Raw genomic sequence first — 15,300 nt, 5'->3', positions numbered from 1 at the left:
AACCTGCGGAAATCTCCGCAGGTTTAGATATTAAATAGGATTTATTTTTCTAATTAATTAGTTTACATCCCAAAATAATTTACTTGTAATTAAATCACCATTAGAAAGGCCTTGGGCAGCAGCATTTCTGTTTTCCCCATTTAAAGTTTGTAGTAATTGCGGGTACCTTAAACGAAAAGGTAAATCATCTACAGAAGGGTCTACAGGTCCAGGTTCAAAAATATAACTAGTTAATGGGTCATCTGTATTTTGTTCATCAACTTGAACTTGAGGTAAAGTGATTAATTCATTAGGTTGAATTAATGTATTTGGAAAACCTGTTCTTCTGTATTCTGTGTATGCTTGGTGAGCTTGCATATATAAAGCAATGTATTTTTGGTTTAATACATTTGCTTGATTAGCAGCAGGCAAACTTGATACAAAAGTAGTAATGTCTGCTGTAGGAACTCCCCATTTTTCCATACTTGCAGTTACACCATTTTCATAATTAGTTTGTGACCAACCATTACGTTCAGAAATTAAGAATTCTACCTCTGCATATTCCATTAGAACTTCTTTGTAGTTTGGTTTTAGAACGTTACTGCTAGGATAAGAATACGCAATGTTTCTTAAAAAATTAGTATTTCTAAAAGCATAAGGAATACCTACATAGTCATCAAAGTTTTCTGTAACAACTGCAGTTCCATCTTTAACTTTTGCTATTCCTTCTGAAATTGGTACAGCCATTTTAAATAATCTAGGGTCAGGATTAAAGTTTCCTCTTTCTCCTTTTAGTAACTCTATAAATGGTGCTGCAACAGCAAAATCTGTTCTGTCAATGAATGAATCCCACAATGGTGAAGAATTAGCATCAGCAGTGTCGTATGATTGTGCAGCATTATCATCATTAGATGTCATAACTCCACTAGCAATAGCTGCATCAAAAGCAGTTTCATATGTTGCGTTATCCACACCTTTTATAGTTGTAGCTACTCTTAGGATTAAAGAATTGGCAAACTTTTTCCACTTTGTTGCATCTCCACCATAAATGTTATCACCACTGTTAAAAACTACAGCACCTTCATTAATCATATCAGCAGACTCTCTTAATTCTTTTAGTATATCCATATAGATATCTTCTTGAGCAGCAAAAACAGGTGTAGCTGTTTCCTCTAGCTTTAAAGCTTGAAAGGTTTCGTTATCAGAACCATAAGAATAGTAAGGAACATCCCCAAAGAAATTTGTTAGCTCGTAAAACATATAAGAAAGCATAATACGAGAAGCGGCTATTTGATTATCATTATCGCCATATGCAGCAGCAAGGCCTCTTGTTTCTTCATTTGTATTTTGATCTAATATAGCTTTAAAATCTGTAGCAACTAAATATGTGTTGCGGTATATAGATTCTGCAGAAGATTCACGGTATAGATATCTGTCTTCATCAGCATAAGCAGTTTGTCCCCAGTACTGAACCCAAGGAAGAGTTAATCTTCCTTCATTAAATGCATCTCTAGAGAAATCTGTGAATTGTTTAGTAGCACTAGCAAAAATATTACTAGTAGGTACTACCTCTGGGTTGTTTGGATTCTCATTAATTTCTGCTAAATCTTGGTCACAGGAATTAAAAGTAATTGCCAATACAACTGCTAATAATAGTATAAATTTATTTTTCATTTTCTTAGAATTTTAATTGTAAGTTTAATCCATAGCTTTTAGTTGATGGTAAAGAACCACCTTCAGAACCTTGGATGTTTCCACTTCCAGAAGTAGCTACTTCTGGGTCAAAGTTATCATTGTCTAATCCCCACACACCTAAGTTTCTTCCAAAAGCAGAAATGTTTACAGCAGAAATACCAGTGTTTTTTAATAGGTTAGATGGTAATTTATAACTTAAACTAACCTCCCTTAATTTTACGTAATCGGCATTAAATACATTGGCTGCATCTGCTCCAAAATAATAATCTGTACCTTCCTGCTGTGCAGATATTACTTGGGTATTTGGAGCTGTATTTGTTACAACATAATCTCCATTAGCATCATAAGTAATAGTACCCGTTACACCTTCTAAAACGGTACCAACTTCTCTTTTGTTGTTTGTTGCTGTTTGTTCTAATATACCAGAGTAGTTACCCCATATATTTGTTAGAGACCTGTACTTACCACCTTTTTGTACATCTATTAAAAATCCTAAACTAAGGTTTTTGTAACGGAAACTATTTTTAAAGCCCATATTGTAATCAGGAAGAATTGATCCTAAGTTTTCTACATTTTGAGTTTCTGCGTAGCTACCGTTTGCATTTACAACCTTGTTACCTTGATCATCAAAAACAAAATTTGTACCTCTAATTACTCCATATGATTCCCCTACAACAGCATTTATTGATACTGAATTAAAAGGAAAAGATGCAATTTGTAAAGATTCTACACCGTCAATTATTTCAAGTAATTCGTTGTCATTTTTTGAGAAATTCCAAGTGAAATCCCAAGAAAAATCTTCAGTTTGTATTGGAGTTATATTAACTAAAGCTTCTATACCTCTGTTTCTTAAAACACCTGCATTTGTAAATGTAGAGTTGTAACCTGTTGAAGGGTCAACTGTTACAGGAGTTATCAAGTCGCTAGTTTCTTCATTGTAGTAAGTTAGATCAAAACTAAGGCGATTTTTTAAGAAAGCCATTTCTAAACCTACTTCATAAGTCTGCTTTAATTCTGGACGTAAATTTGGATTTTGGCTTATACCATTTGTACTAAATGGTACATCTCCTAAAAATGGAATATCAGCTACAAATGTAGTTGCTAACTGGTAAGGGTCAGTATCACTACCTACTTCTGCATAACCACCACGTATTTTACCAAATGACAACCAATCTGCTTTAATTAAATTAGAAAACACAATACTACCGTTTACACCTGGGTAAAAGAAAGAATTATCATTTTCAGGAAGTGTTGATGACCAATCACTACGACCAACAACTGTTAAATAAGCAAAGTTGTCATATCCTAAAGAAACAGATCCGTAAACACTGTTTACTCTTTTGTAAGAGTCATATTCTGTTGCCTGAGCAGGGTCTGATGAGTTACTAATGTTGTAAAGTCCAGGTACAACCAAACCTCCCGAAGTAGTTGCAGATAATCTATGAAATTCATTATCCCTACGGTTTGTACCTATAAATGAGTTAACACTAAATTTATCATCCATAAATTTTTTGTCAAAATGTAGTCTAGCCTCGTAATTTATTTCTTGGAAATCTCTATCCGTTTCAGTATAAAATGCTGGTGATTGAGAGCCAACTGCTCTACGATCATTTATTCTAAAGTCATAAGTATCTGCATATATTTTAGCAACTACATATAATTCATCTGTAAAATTATAAGTTGCACCTATATTACCATACCAACGTGTACGTTTATCTTCTGATGTATTTTCATACAATGTCCAGTATGGGTTGTCTGAGTATCTAGGGCTTCCATCTTCTGCAGAAACTCTATTCCAGCTACGTTGAGTACCGTCTTCTCTTTTATATTTTTTTAAACGTTCAAAATCTAAAGACGTTTGACCAAATTGATACATCTGCTGAACTACACCAGATCCTGTATAACCTGAAGCTGGCCTATTAAATCCGTCAGTAATTGTTAAGTTAACAAGTGCATCTACTTTCAACTTATCTGTTAATTGACTTGTAGCGTTAAAGTTAACAGAGCTTTTATTTAACTCAGAATTAGGAACAATACCAGTAGTACTTGTTTTATTAGCACTTAAACGTACTGTAGATTTTTCTGTTCCTTGTGAAAAAGATACTCCGTTATTATAAGTTACACCAGTATTCCAAAAAGAATCTTTATCATTTTTAGGAGCAACCCATGGCCTTGTTTGTAAATAATCATCACTAAACTCAGGATCAAAAGCATCCCAATGCAATACTTGTTGACCTTCATATCTTGGCCCCCAAGATTCATCTGTACCATAATCAACAACATTATACACAGTACCATTAATAGTTGTAGTTCCAAAACCAACTTGACCTATAGTGCTTGCATCACCAGCACCACCACCGTATAAGTTTTGTACTTTAGGAAGAATATTAACTTTGTCAAATGTAATACCAGAGTTTATTGTTATTTGTGCTTTTCCTTTTTTTCCAGACTTTGTTGTTATAAGGATAACACCATTACTTGCACGTGAGCCATAAAGAGCAGCTGCGGCACCACCTTTAAGTATGTTCATAGTTTCAATGTCATCTGGGTTGATGTCAAAACCAGCATCTCCAAAATCACGTCCGCCGCCCCCTGTTTGGGTAGAGCTGCTATTGTAATTAGAATTGTCTAAAGGAATACCATCAACAACCATTAACGGTCTGTTTTCTTGTGTTATTGAACTTGGTCCCCTTAATACAATTCTTGTAGATCCTCCTAAGTTACCAGAGTTATTTGAAATTTGAACACCCGCTACTTTACCAGACATAGCATTAAGAGCATTTGAACTTCTAGTTTCGGCTATGTCATCACCACTAACAGTTTGGGTAGAGTAACCTAGCGATTTTTTTTCTCTAGAAATACCCAAAGCAGTAACAACAACTTCTTGTAATGCTTCTGCATCTTCTGTCATTTGTACGTTAATAACATCTTGGTTATTCACCGTACGTGATGTTGGTGTTTGACCTAAATAGGTAAATAAAAGTACTTGCCCGCTAGATGCTGAAATTGAGTATTTCCCATCAAAATCTGTTTGAGTACCTGTAGTTGTTCCTTTAACAAGGATGTTTACGCCTGGTAATGGTATACCATCTTGATCGGTAACTGTACCAGAAATCGTTTTTTGTTGTGCAAAAGTTAAGTGCACAATAAACGCTAAGAGTAGCGTTAAGATTCCTCTTTGTTTTGTTTTCATTTTTTTGAAATTTGAATTAGTCGGTTTCAAAAGTCAAAAAATAATGTTAATTAAAAAAATAATATTCACTTTATTTTAACAAATAGAGTAAATTATTAAAATAACATATGTTTTTTTAGCATATACAATTGTATTTTTATTGTTAATTAAAGATATTTTATAGCTAATGTTTGTTATTAAAAAAAGCCTTTGAATTTCTTCAAAGACTTTTTTCGTTACTACTCAAATATTAAAAAATTAAATCATTTAAAAGCTGATATTTACTGGGTAATTTTTTTTATACTCAATGAGTATTTTTTTTTTGTCTTTTCTACTAAAAGTTATTTTACCATTAATTAAAATTTCAGCTTTATTGTGAAAAATATATTTATTGCTATGTTTTAATACATTGTACAAATGCATTCCCATATCAATAGTATTTGCTTTTTCTGTTAATGTTTTGCCTTCAACTTTTAAGCTTGTAAAACTGTAAGAGGGTATTGAAAAATTATTTACTTTTTCAATGTTATTCTTATGTGTTACTTTTATGTCATCTATAATAATCCAGTTATCATCTTTTATTTTAAATAAGTTACTTTCAGGGTAATTTATAGATATAATGTTATTGGATTTTTTTATTGTATTATTAATACAGCTAAAAACCAGTGATAATGTTACTAATGTTATAATAGTTTTTAGTTGTTTTTTTAACATAGCTAAAAGTTGAAAATTACGGAGCTTTTGAGTTTTTATTAACTCCGTAATCATTAATTTTTAATTTCCGTTCCAAGAGTTACTTCCATCAGCAGTTCCTTCTTGGGAACCATTAGATTCACCTCCAAAAGTATATAATTGATCTCCTGTGATTTCTAATTCTGTTCCAGGCACAGGAAACTGTAGAGGAGTTCCAGTTTGTAATAAATCGTGTCTTCTCATAAACATCCATTGAGTACCTATTGTGCTACCTAAGTCTAGTTCTATAGAATATTCATAAAACAATGCTTTTTCAATTTCTTCAGGTGTACCTCCAGTTGTTATGCCACCTTTAGTAAATCTTACAGAATTGTCTAGTATAGTTTTAGCGGCACCTGCACCAGATGCATATAATGTTGCTTCTGCTTTTATGTAGTCTAGTTCTTCTGTGTGAAATATGTCTGTAGATAAACCAGGATCTGTTCCTCTATCATTGTTAGTGAAATACCTACGATGTCTGTAGTTTGTAAATAATTCTCTACCTCTAGACTCTCTTAAGAAGCCAAACGCAGTAACATATTCAAAATATTCATCTAATCTTGGGTCAGAAGAATTTGCAGGTTCAGGTGTTACTGAAGCATCTGTTGGATAATCTTTAGGATATGTTTCATCAAATAATGAAGCAATTTTAATATCAGTAGGCAAATAACCGGCACCATCACTTAAAGTATAAGTAGACCAGTCTTGCATATTGTTAAAAAATTGATAACCGCCATCTGTAGGAGGGTTAAAATCCTCTGTAATCCCTTTGTTAGCATATGTAAGAACTTTGTTATAATCCGTTGTACTAGCTTCTGCTTTAGTTCTAGGTAAGTTAATTAATATTTTAGCAGCAAAAGAATTTGCTAGCTTAATAAAAGTAGCATTGTCAATAGTATATGCATTGTGTATTTTTAACGATATACTAGAATCGCTTTGAGCTAAAGAGATAGCAGTATCTAGATTCTGAATGGCAACATCATTAAGTTCTTTGTAAGTCTTAAACTCTAAAGCGGCTAAATCTGTATCAGGATTTACTATATATGCTTTATCAAAAAGTAAAGATATGTAGCCTTGACATAAGCCTTTAACAAAGTATGCTGTTGCTAACATTTCTTGAGTTTTATCTACATCATCAACAATCATAGTATTTCCTTTAAACTCAATTAAGTCAATAACTGTGTTAGCGCTATATATGTAATTGTTTAATGAAGACCAGTTAGACCCTACGTGTGAGCCTAAATCAGCATTTGTACTACTGTTGTTTATTTGTACTCTAGGTTGATCTGCAAAATTCCAAAAACTTAAATAAGCATTAGTCGTTGTTGTTTGATCAGCCATTAAATTCATATAAATACCTGTAAACCCTATTAAATGTGTAAAGGCATTTGTTGTAGAACCGTCTAGCAAACTTTTAACGTCGTCTGCACTTGCTAGTGCTTGAACTAGATCTGGTTGGTTCGTGTTTTCTACATCTAAATCTTCACAGCTGGTAAAAATTGCGCTGGAAATGATGCATAACGTTATTTTGTATATTAATCTTTTCATTTTTCTCTTTTTTAAAATTTAATCATAAATGTGAAAGAATAATTTCTGAAGTTAGGATAAGCAAATTCATCTAATCTAAAGTTAGTTGGGTTTTGACCTATTGCAACCTCAGGATCCCATCCTGTATAGTTTGTCCATGTAAATAAGTTTCTACCACTTATTCCGAATTTAATACTATCAATGAAATCAATATTCATTTGTTCGCCTGTTAGAGTATAGTCTAATGATATTTCTCTAATTTTTACGAAAGAACCGTCCTCTACAAAGTGATCAGTTGGATCTGATTTGTTGTATATATTTTGAGCGTAATTTTGGTTTTTGCCAGCAGCTCCAAATGTTTGTAAGTCAATATGTCTCTCGTTAAAGTATAAAAGTTGCTTAGTGTAGTTGTATATATCACCACCTTGTTGCCAATCTGTTAATACATATAATCCTAAGTTTTTATATTTAAAAGAAGATGAAAAACCTACATTGAAATCAGGGTTGGTGTCACCTATTTTTGATATTAAATCTGAATTTGAAGCTTCATCGTATAATTTTACAGGAGCTTCGTCTGCTGTACCAATTGCACTTGTTAAAACAACAAAACCATCACTGTTTACAGAGTAATCACTTACAGTTCCTCCTTGTGTACCATTTAATACTGCTCCAGAATTATCTGTTATTAGTTGATCTGTAGATTTTGCAAAAGTTTGTCCAAACATAGTACCGTATGGTAAATTTTCTTCAACTCTAAAAATGTCAATTGCAGAGTTAGTATTTCTCGTAAATGGAGCAATACCATTTAGGTCAGTTATCTCTTGTGTTCCCTTGTCAAAATTAACTTGGAAATCCCATGAGAAATTTTTGTTCTTAATGATATTACCAGATAAAGACATTTCTATGTATTTGCTAGAAATTTCACCAATATTTTGCCATTGAGTAGAGAAACCTGCAACACCAGATAATGGTACCTGAATCATTGCATCAATAGTTTTTGTGTCTGCATAACTGGTAGAGAAAGAAAATCTGTCTAAGAAATCAATATCCAAACCAACCTCTAATTCTCTAGTTTCTGAAGGTTTTAAAAATGTATTACCTAAAGCACCAGGTACTATTGAGTTTGCATTAACAGTAAATGTTTCGTATTGAGCATTAAATGCAGGAGGTCTTTGACCAGCAGTACCATAAGCAGCTCTTAATTTGAATTCTTCTATTCCGTTAATGTCTAAATCTTGCGATAATCTATATGCTAATGATCCTCTGTAGTACATTTTGTTTCTTTCATCGCTACCAAACAAAGAAGATTGATCAAACCTAACTAAACCATTAAGTATTAACTTGTCTTTATAATCCAAATCAACATTGACAAAATAGTTTTTAGCAATTTCTTTTTGGTAATAAGAAGAAACACTTCTATTGTCAATTGGAGTATTTTGTATTGTTTCAACACCTTGAGCTGCTATAAAATCGTAACCAGAAGTGTTTAAACTTTTAAATTGTCTGTTTTCAAACAAGTATTTTAAACTCGCTGCAAAATTCAAATCAGGAGAAAGTTCTGTGAAATAATTTAATTGCATTGACGAAACTAAAGTACTTGTTTTACTTTCGTTTAAAGTTATGCTACCATTGTTAAGTGTAGGACTTGGTGTAGGTGTAATAAATCCTGATTTTACTATTCCCTTGTATGAGTATATGGTTTGATCTAAACTTTGTTGTGCAGAAAAGCTAAAATTATCTGTTATGTCATAATTCAAAGAAGCTCCTAATAACATTCTTTGTCTATCAAACCCATCTCTTCTATTTTGTAGCACATAAAGAGGGTTTTGGAAATTAGAACCTTGTACTTCATAACCACTAGGTACGTTAGAGTATTCGCCATCTGCTGTTTTTTCTTGTAAGTCAATAAAAGGCTCTACAACCAGGCCGCTATAAAATACATTGGCACCTTGTCCTTGTTCAGTTACATTAATACCTTTTGTTTGCGCTAATGATCCGTTAAATTTAACAGTAACCTTATCAGAGGCTTTAACATCAAAGTTAGCTCTAAAGTTATTTCTTTTGTATGGGTCTAAACCTTCTATAATACCCTTTGTTTCATTTCTTTGGGCAGATAAAAAATAGTTAATATCATTTTTAGATCCACCAATCGAAACAGTATTGGTTTCAAAAGGTTGGTTAGTAAAAATATTATCAACATTGTTTATGTTGTTAGTTAGGTATGGGTTATCAAAAACCGCATCATCATCTAGCACTCTGTTTCCAGTAGATAAATCAAAACCGAAGTTGCTAGTGTCTGGAGTTGACGGGTCATTATCCCAATCACCCATTCTAACTCCTTGTGAGTCATTTTTATATGGGTGTACAGATGATAAATCGTAATCATTAGCAATTTCAGAGAAACCATACTCTGTTTTAACAGTTACTTGCATTTTTCCGCGCCCTTTTTTAGTGATGATTTGAATAACACCATTACCAGCTAATGAACCATAAAGAGAAGATGCGGCAGCACCTTTAATAACCTCCATAGATTCGATGTTTTCAACAGCTATATCTTTAAGAGATCCATCAGTAATAATTCCATCTACTATAATTAAAGGTGATTGTGACCCAGATATAGATGTAGAACCTCTTAATCTAATTGAAGCATCAGAAGAAGGGTTTCCAGATGGACTAACGATTCTTACACCAGCAACCTTACCTCTTAGGGCATTTGCAGGATCAGCCGCAGGAACATTTTGTAAACTCTCTTCGCTTACCTTACTTAGCGCAAAACCCAGTTTTTTAGTTGATGTACCTCTGGCAACACCAGTAACAACAATTTCATCTAACGCTTCTGCATCTTCTTCCATTTGAACGTTAATGACGTTGTTTGTCCCAATAGCTCTAGTGGTTTCTTTTTGTCCAATGTAGGTGTAGATTAAAACCTGACCAACATTACCCGCTATAGTATACTCGCCATCAAATCCAGTTTGAGTTCCTATTTTAGTTCCTTTAACAAGGATGTTAACTCCTGGTAGAGGTAAACCATCTTGATCGGTTACTGTACCAGAAATCGTTTTTTGTTGTGCAAATGATAAGTGCACAATAAACGCTAATAATAGCGTTAAGATTCCTCTTTTTTTTGTCTTCATTTTTATGAGTTTTGAATTAGTCGATTTCAAAAATCTTAAATTAATGTTAATTAAAAAAATATAATTAGCTTTTTTTTAACATTCAAGCTTAATTTTAACATTAACGATTGTTAAATAATAGTTAGCGATTGATACTTTGTTTTATTTTTGTTGATGATATTTGAAGTTGTTTTTTTTGTAAATGAATTTGATTTTGTCTAGAGTGTTTCTTTGAAAAAAATAAAATTAATGTGTAACTATTTGAATTTTAATAAATAATTACTACATTTGCCGCCCTTAAAAGAAGGGAAAAAATTTATATACATATAAATATAGTATGCCAACAATTTCACAATTAGTACGAAAAGGAAGGGTCTCAATTACTAAGAAGAGTAAATCGGCTGCTTTGGATTCGTGTCCTCAAAGAAGAGGGGTTTGTACGCGTGTTTACACAACTACTCCAAAGAAACCAAACTCTGCAATGCGTAAAGTTGCAAGGGTTAGGTTAACAAATGGAAAAGAAGTAAATGCTTACATCCCGGGTGAGGGTCACAATTTACAAGAGCACTCGATAGTATTAGTAAGAGGCGGAAGAGTAAAAGATTTACCAGGTGTTAGATATCACATCGTTAGAGGTGCTTTGGATACAGCAGGTGTTGCTGGAAGAACTCAGCGTAGGTCTAAGTATGGAGCTAAACGCCCTAAGAAGTAATTAACTAACACTTTTAAAGAGAAGAAATGAGAAAAAAACAGGCGAAAAAAAGGCCTCTTTTACCGGATCCAAAATTTAATGATCAATTAGTGACGCGTTTCGTTAATATGATGATGTGGGATGGTAAAAAATCTGTAGCCTTTAAGGTGTTCTATGATGCAATTGCAATTGTAGGTGAAAAAAATACTGACGAGGAAAAGTCGGCTTTGGAATTATGGAAGGAAGCGTTATCTAATGTTATGCCTCACGTAGAAGTGCGTAGTCGTAGAGTTGGTGGTGCTACATTTCAAATACCAATGCAGATTAGACCAGATCGTAAAATATCTACAGCTATGAAGTGGTTGATTAGTTATTCTCGTAAGAGAAATGAAAAATCAATGGCTCAGAAGTTAGCTGCTGAAATCTTAGCTGCTGCTAAAGAGGAAGGTGCTGCTGTTAAAAAGAGAGTAGATACTCATAAGATGGCTGAAGCAAACAAAGCATTCTCACATTTTAGATTCTAATAGTAATGGGAAGAGATTTAAGATATACAAGGAATATAGGTATTGCAGCTCATATTGATGCTGGTAAAACAACAACAACTGAACGTATTTTATTTTATACGGGTGTTAGTCATAAAATAGGAGAAGTGCATGATGGTGCTGCTACTATGGATTGGATGGAGCAGGAGCAGGAAAGAGGTATTACAATTACTTCTGCTGCAACTACTTGTACTTGGCAGTTTCCAATGGAAAATGCAAAGCCATTACCAGAGACTAAAGATTATCACTTTAATATTATTGATACTCCGGGTCACGTAGATTTTACTGTTGAGGTAAATAGATCTTTACGTGTTTTAGATGGTTTAGTTTTCTTATTTAGTGCTGTTGATGGTGTTGAGCCTCAGTCAGAAACTAACTGGAGATTAGCTGATAACTATAAGGTTCCGCGTATTGGTTTTGTTAATAAAATGGATCGTCAAGGTTCTAACTTCTTAAAGGTTTGTGGTCAGGTAAAAACAATGTTAGGTTCTAATGCAGTTCCTATTGTATTGCCAATTGGTGATGAGGCTGATTTTAGAGGTATTGTTGATTTAGCAAAGAATAGAGCTATTGTTTGGCATGATGAGAACTTTGGGGCAACTTTTGATGTTGTTGATATTCCTGAGGAGATGAAAGCTGAAGTGAAGCAGTATAGAGCTGCTTTAATAGAGGCTGTGGCTGAATATGATGAGGAGTTAATGGAGAAATTTTTTGAGGATGAAGATTCAATCTCAGAGGAGGAAGTTCATGCTGCTTTAAGAGCTGCTGTTATGGATAGAGCAATTATTCCTATGGTTTGTGGTTCTTCATTTAAAAATAAAGGAGTACAGTTTTTATTAGATGCTGTATGTAGATATTTACCTTCTCCGGTGGATAAGGATGATATTGTGGGTACGGATCCAGATACTGGTGAATCTGTTACGCGTAAGCCGGATGCTAAGGAGCCATTTGCTGCATTAGCGTTTAAAATTGCTACAGATCCTTTTGTTGGTCGTTTAGCCTTTTTTAGAGCTTATTCTGGTCGTTTAGATGCAGGTTCTTATATTTTAAATAATAGATCTGGAAAAAAAGAACGTATTTCTCGTATTTACCAAATGCACTCAAATAAGCAAAATGCTATTGATTATATCGAAGCAGGAGATATTGGTGCGGCTGTAGGATTTAAGGATATTAAGACTGGTGATACTATGTCTGATGAAAAAAATCCTATTGTATTGGAAAGTATGGATTTCCCAGATCCAGTAATTGGTATAGCTGTTGAGCCTAAGACTAAAGCTGATGTTGATAAGTTAGGCATGGCTTTAGGAAAGCTTGCAGAAGAAGATCCAACATTTACAGTAAGAACGGATGAGGCTTCTGGTCAAACAATTATATCTGGTATGGGTGAGCTTCACTTAGATATTATTGTTGATCGTTTAAAGCGTGAATTTAAAGTTGAGGTTAATCAAGGTGAGCCTCAGGTAGAATATAAAGAAGCGTTAACAAAAACTGCTAACCATAGAGAGACGTATAAAAAACAATCTGGTGGTCGTGGTAAGTTTGGTGATATTGTTTTTGAAATGGGTCCTGTGGATTCTGATTTCGAAGGTGAAGGTCTTCAGTTTGTTGATGAGATTAAAGGTGGTCGTATTCCAAAAGAATTTATACCTGCTGTGCAAAAAGGATTTGAAATCGCTATGAAGAATGGTCCTTTAGCTGGTTATGAAATGGATACTATGAGAATAGTTCTAAAAGATGGATCTTTCCACCCAGTGGATTCTGATGCATTATCTTTTGAGTTAGCTGCTAAAATGGGTTATAAAGCTGCTGGTAAAGCTGCTGGTGCTGTTATAATGGAGCCTATTATGAAAATGGAGGTGTTAACTCCAGAGGAAAATATGGGTGATATTGTAGGTGATTTAAATAGAAGAAGAGGTGTAATTAGTAGTATGGATGATAGAGCTGGTTCTAAGGTTGTTAAAGCTGAAGTTCCATTATCTGAAATGTTTGGTTATGTAACTTCATTAAGAACATTATCTTCTGGTAGAGCAACATCTACAATGGAATTTTCTCATTATGCAGAAACTCCATCTAATATATCTGAAGAAGTAATAAAAGCAGCAAAAGGAGCAACCGCTTAAATTTAGTAAAATGAGTCAAAAAATTAGAATAAAATTAAAATCTTACGATCACAATTTAGTGGATAAGTCTGCTGAGAAAATTGTAAAGACGGTTAAGACTACTGGAGCGGTTATTACGGGTCCAATTCCGTTACCAACTCACAAGAAAATATTTACGGTATTGCGTTCACCGCACGTAAACAAAAAATCTAGAGAGCAATTTCAGTTAAGTTCTTATAAAAGATTATTGGATATTTATAGTTCTTCTTCTAAAACTATTGATGCTCTAATGAAGTTAGAGTTGCCAAGTGGTGTAGAGGTAGAGATTAAAGTTTAAGTATCTCTGTCTGCTTCTGGATGAAGTGGATGACATGTCCTGAGCGTTTCGCGATGGAAAGACGGAAAAAATAAATTCAGGGTTGAGTTATTTTTGACCCTGTTTTTTTGTCAAAAAGTTAAGTAGTAAACAAGTAATTAATAATTAATAATTAATAAATATGTCTGGGTTAATTGGAAGAAAGATTGGCATGACCAGCATCTTTGATGAAAATGGAAAAAATATTCCATGTACAGTAATCGAAGCTGGACCATGTGTTGTTACCCAAGTCAGAACCGAAGAGGTTGACGGGTATAATGCCCTTCAACTTGGTTTCGATGACAAGGCAGAAAAGCGTGCTAATAAGGCTCAAATGGGTCATTTTAAAAAGGCAGGTACTTCTCCTAAGAAAAAAGTCGTTGAATTCCAAGATTTTGAAGGTGAGTACAAATTAGGTGACACTGTAGGTGTTGATCAATTTGTAGAAGGTGAATTTGTAGATGTAGTTGGTACATCTAAAGGTAAAGGTTTTCAAGGTGTTGTTAAAAGACATGGCTTTGGTGGTGTTGGTCAGGCTACGCATGGTCAGCATAACAGATTAAGAGCTCCTGGTTCTATTGGTGCTGCTTCTTATCCTGCAAGAGTATTTAAGGGTATGAAGATGGCAGGTAGAATGGGTGGTGAAAGAGTCACTGTTCAAAACCTTAGAGTTTATAAAGTAGTTCCAGAAAAAAATCTTTTAGTAGTAAAAGGTTGTGTTCCTGGTCATAAAAACGCTTACGTAACTATTCAGAAGTAATGAAAGTAGCAGTTTTAGATAGTAAAGGAAAAGATACGGGTAGAAAGGTAGACCTTTCTGATTCGGTATTCGCAATAGAGCCTAATAAGCATGCTGTATATTTAGATGTTAAGCAGTATTTAGCGCATCAGAGGCAAGGAAACCACAAGTCAAAGGAAAGAGCTGAGATTGCTGGTAGTACAAGAAAAATAAAGAAGCAAAAGGGAACAGGTACTGCTCGTGCGGGTAGTATTAAGTCTCCAGTTTTTAGAGGTGGTGGTCGTATTTTTGGTCCTCGTCCTAAAGATTACAAGCAGAAATTAAATAAAAACGTTAAGCGTTTAGCGAGAAAATCTGCTTTTAGTATTAAACAAAATGAGAAGGCAATTTTAGTAGTTGAAGACTTTAATTTTGATGCTCCAAAAACGAAAGAATTTACACAAGTTCTTAAGTCTTTAGGTATTGAAAATAAAAAATCTTTAATTGTGTTGGGTGATTCAAATAATAATGTATATTTGTCATCGCGCAATTTAAAGCGTTCCGAAGTTGTAATTAACTCAGAATTAAGCACTTATAAAATACTTAATGCTTCAAGTGTAGTGTTATGTGAGAGTGCATTAGAGGGAATTGTATCGAACTTAAACAAATAGAAAAGC

General features: G+C 33.8%; 11 protein-coding genes. 6 read left to right on the top strand and 5 right to left on the bottom strand.

Annotation, left to right across the window (positions count from 1 at the left end; all coding sequences use genetic code 11):
- Window positions 1–57: 57 nt before the first annotated feature.
- The 5 genes from KLA_RS00495 to KLA_RS00475 all read right to left on the bottom strand — a co-directional run bounded on the left by KLA_RS00495 (window position 58) and on the right by KLA_RS00475 (window position 10,239).
- Window positions 58–1,653, bottom strand: coding sequence for a SusD/RagB family nutrient-binding outer membrane lipoprotein (locus KLA_RS00495; RefSeq protein WP_013621701.1), 1,596 nt, complete (start codon window positions 1,651–1,653; stop codon window positions 58–60).
- A 4-nt stretch (window positions 1,654–1,657) separates the two neighbouring features.
- Window positions 1,658–4,867: a SusC/RagA family TonB-linked outer membrane protein gene (locus tag KLA_RS00490; RefSeq protein WP_034642797.1), complete on the bottom strand. Its 3,210-nt coding sequence runs from the start codon at window positions 4,865–4,867 to the stop codon at window positions 1,658–1,660.
- 246 nt (window positions 4,868–5,113) lie between these two features.
- Window positions 5,114–5,560: a hypothetical protein gene (locus KLA_RS00485; RefSeq protein WP_152536818.1), complete on the bottom strand. Its 447-nt coding sequence runs from the start codon at window positions 5,558–5,560 to the stop codon at window positions 5,114–5,116.
- A gap of 60 nt (window positions 5,561–5,620) precedes the next feature.
- Window positions 5,621–7,126: a RagB/SusD family nutrient uptake outer membrane protein gene (locus KLA_RS00480; RefSeq protein ID WP_034642792.1), complete on the bottom strand. Its 1,506-nt coding sequence runs from the start codon at window positions 7,124–7,126 to the stop codon at window positions 5,621–5,623.
- Between the two features lie 11 nt (window positions 7,127–7,137).
- Window positions 7,138–10,239 carry a SusC/RagA family TonB-linked outer membrane protein gene (locus KLA_RS00475; RefSeq protein ID WP_013621707.1) on the bottom strand — a complete coding sequence of 1,034 codons (3,102 nt, stop codon included), beginning with the start codon at window positions 10,237–10,239 and terminating at the stop codon, window positions 7,138–7,140.
- A 316-nt stretch (window positions 10,240–10,555) separates the two neighbouring features.
- Between KLA_RS00475 and rpsL the strand changes: the two genes are divergently transcribed.
- From rpsL to rplD, 6 genes are all read left to right on the top strand, one after another.
- The gene (gene rpsL, locus KLA_RS00470; protein WP_013621708.1) at window positions 10,556–10,930 is read left to right on the top strand and encodes a 30S ribosomal protein S12; all 375 of its coding nucleotides are present in this window, start codon (window positions 10,556–10,558) and stop codon (window positions 10,928–10,930) included.
- 26 nt (window positions 10,931–10,956) lie between these two features.
- Entirely contained in the window at window positions 10,957–11,433 is a 477-nt protein-coding gene (gene rpsG / locus KLA_RS00465) for a 30S ribosomal protein S7 (RefSeq protein WP_034642788.1), read from the top strand.
- A gap of 5 nt (window positions 11,434–11,438) precedes the next feature.
- Window positions 11,439–13,571, top strand: a complete 2,133-nt coding sequence (gene fusA, locus KLA_RS00460; protein ID WP_013621710.1) for an elongation factor G — start codon at window positions 11,439–11,441, stop codon at window positions 13,569–13,571.
- A 10-nt stretch (window positions 13,572–13,581) separates the two neighbouring features.
- Entirely contained in the window at window positions 13,582–13,887 is a 306-nt protein-coding gene (gene rpsJ, locus KLA_RS00455; RefSeq protein ID WP_013621711.1) for a 30S ribosomal protein S10, read from the top strand.
- Window positions 13,888–14,047: 160 nt separating this feature from the next.
- The gene (gene rplC, locus KLA_RS00450; RefSeq protein WP_013621712.1) at window positions 14,048–14,665 is read left to right on the top strand and encodes a 50S ribosomal protein L3; all 618 of its coding nucleotides are present in this window, start codon (window positions 14,048–14,050) and stop codon (window positions 14,663–14,665) included.
- The gene (gene rplD, locus KLA_RS00445; protein WP_034642784.1) at window positions 14,665–15,294 is read left to right on the top strand and encodes a 50S ribosomal protein L4; all 630 of its coding nucleotides are present in this window, start codon (window positions 14,665–14,667) and stop codon (window positions 15,292–15,294) included. The genes rplC and rplD overlap by 1 nt, the downstream gene beginning before the upstream one ends.
- The last annotated feature ends 6 nt before the right edge of the window (window positions 15,295–15,300 follow it).

The sequence above is a fragment of the Cellulophaga geojensis KL-A genome, from assembly GCF_000568425.1.
In the GTDB taxonomy this organism is placed as follows: Bacteria; Bacteroidota; Bacteroidia; order Flavobacteriales; family Flavobacteriaceae; genus Cellulophaga; species Cellulophaga lytica.
The sequence above is the reverse complement of the archived record's forward strand: the minus strand, read 5'-3'. Positions and strand labels throughout refer to the sequence as shown.

What these genes read in the sequence shown, in the direction of transcription:
- KLA_RS00495 (WP_013621701.1), bottom strand. Translation starts at nt 1,653, where the DNA reads ATGAAAAATAAATTTATACTATTATTAGCAGTTGTATTGGCAATTACT.
- KLA_RS00490 (WP_034642797.1), bottom strand. Translation starts at nt 4,867, where the DNA reads ATGAAAACAAAACAAAGAGGAATCTTAACGCTACTCTTAGCGTTTATT.
- KLA_RS00485 (WP_152536818.1), bottom strand. Translation starts at nt 5,560, where the DNA reads ATGTTAAAAAAACAACTAAAAACTATTATAACATTAGTAACATTATCA.
- KLA_RS00480 (WP_034642792.1), bottom strand. Translation starts at nt 7,126, where the DNA reads ATGAAAAGATTAATATACAAAATAACGTTATGCATCATTTCCAGCGCA.
- KLA_RS00475 (WP_013621707.1), bottom strand. Translation starts at nt 10,239, where the DNA reads ATGAAGACAAAAAAAAGAGGAATCTTAACGCTATTATTAGCGTTTATT.
- rpsL (WP_013621708.1), top strand. Translation starts at nt 10,556, where the DNA reads ATGCCAACAATTTCACAATTAGTACGAAAAGGAAGGGTCTCAATTACT.
- rpsG (WP_034642788.1), top strand. Translation starts at nt 10,957, where the DNA reads ATGAGAAAAAAACAGGCGAAAAAAAGGCCTCTTTTACCGGATCCAAAA.
- fusA (WP_013621710.1), top strand. Translation starts at nt 11,439, where the DNA reads ATGGGAAGAGATTTAAGATATACAAGGAATATAGGTATTGCAGCTCAT.
- rpsJ (WP_013621711.1), top strand. Translation starts at nt 13,582, where the DNA reads ATGAGTCAAAAAATTAGAATAAAATTAAAATCTTACGATCACAATTTA.
- rplC (WP_013621712.1), top strand. Translation starts at nt 14,048, where the DNA reads ATGTCTGGGTTAATTGGAAGAAAGATTGGCATGACCAGCATCTTTGAT.
- rplD (WP_034642784.1), top strand. Translation starts at nt 14,665, where the DNA reads ATGAAAGTAGCAGTTTTAGATAGTAAAGGAAAAGATACGGGTAGAAAG.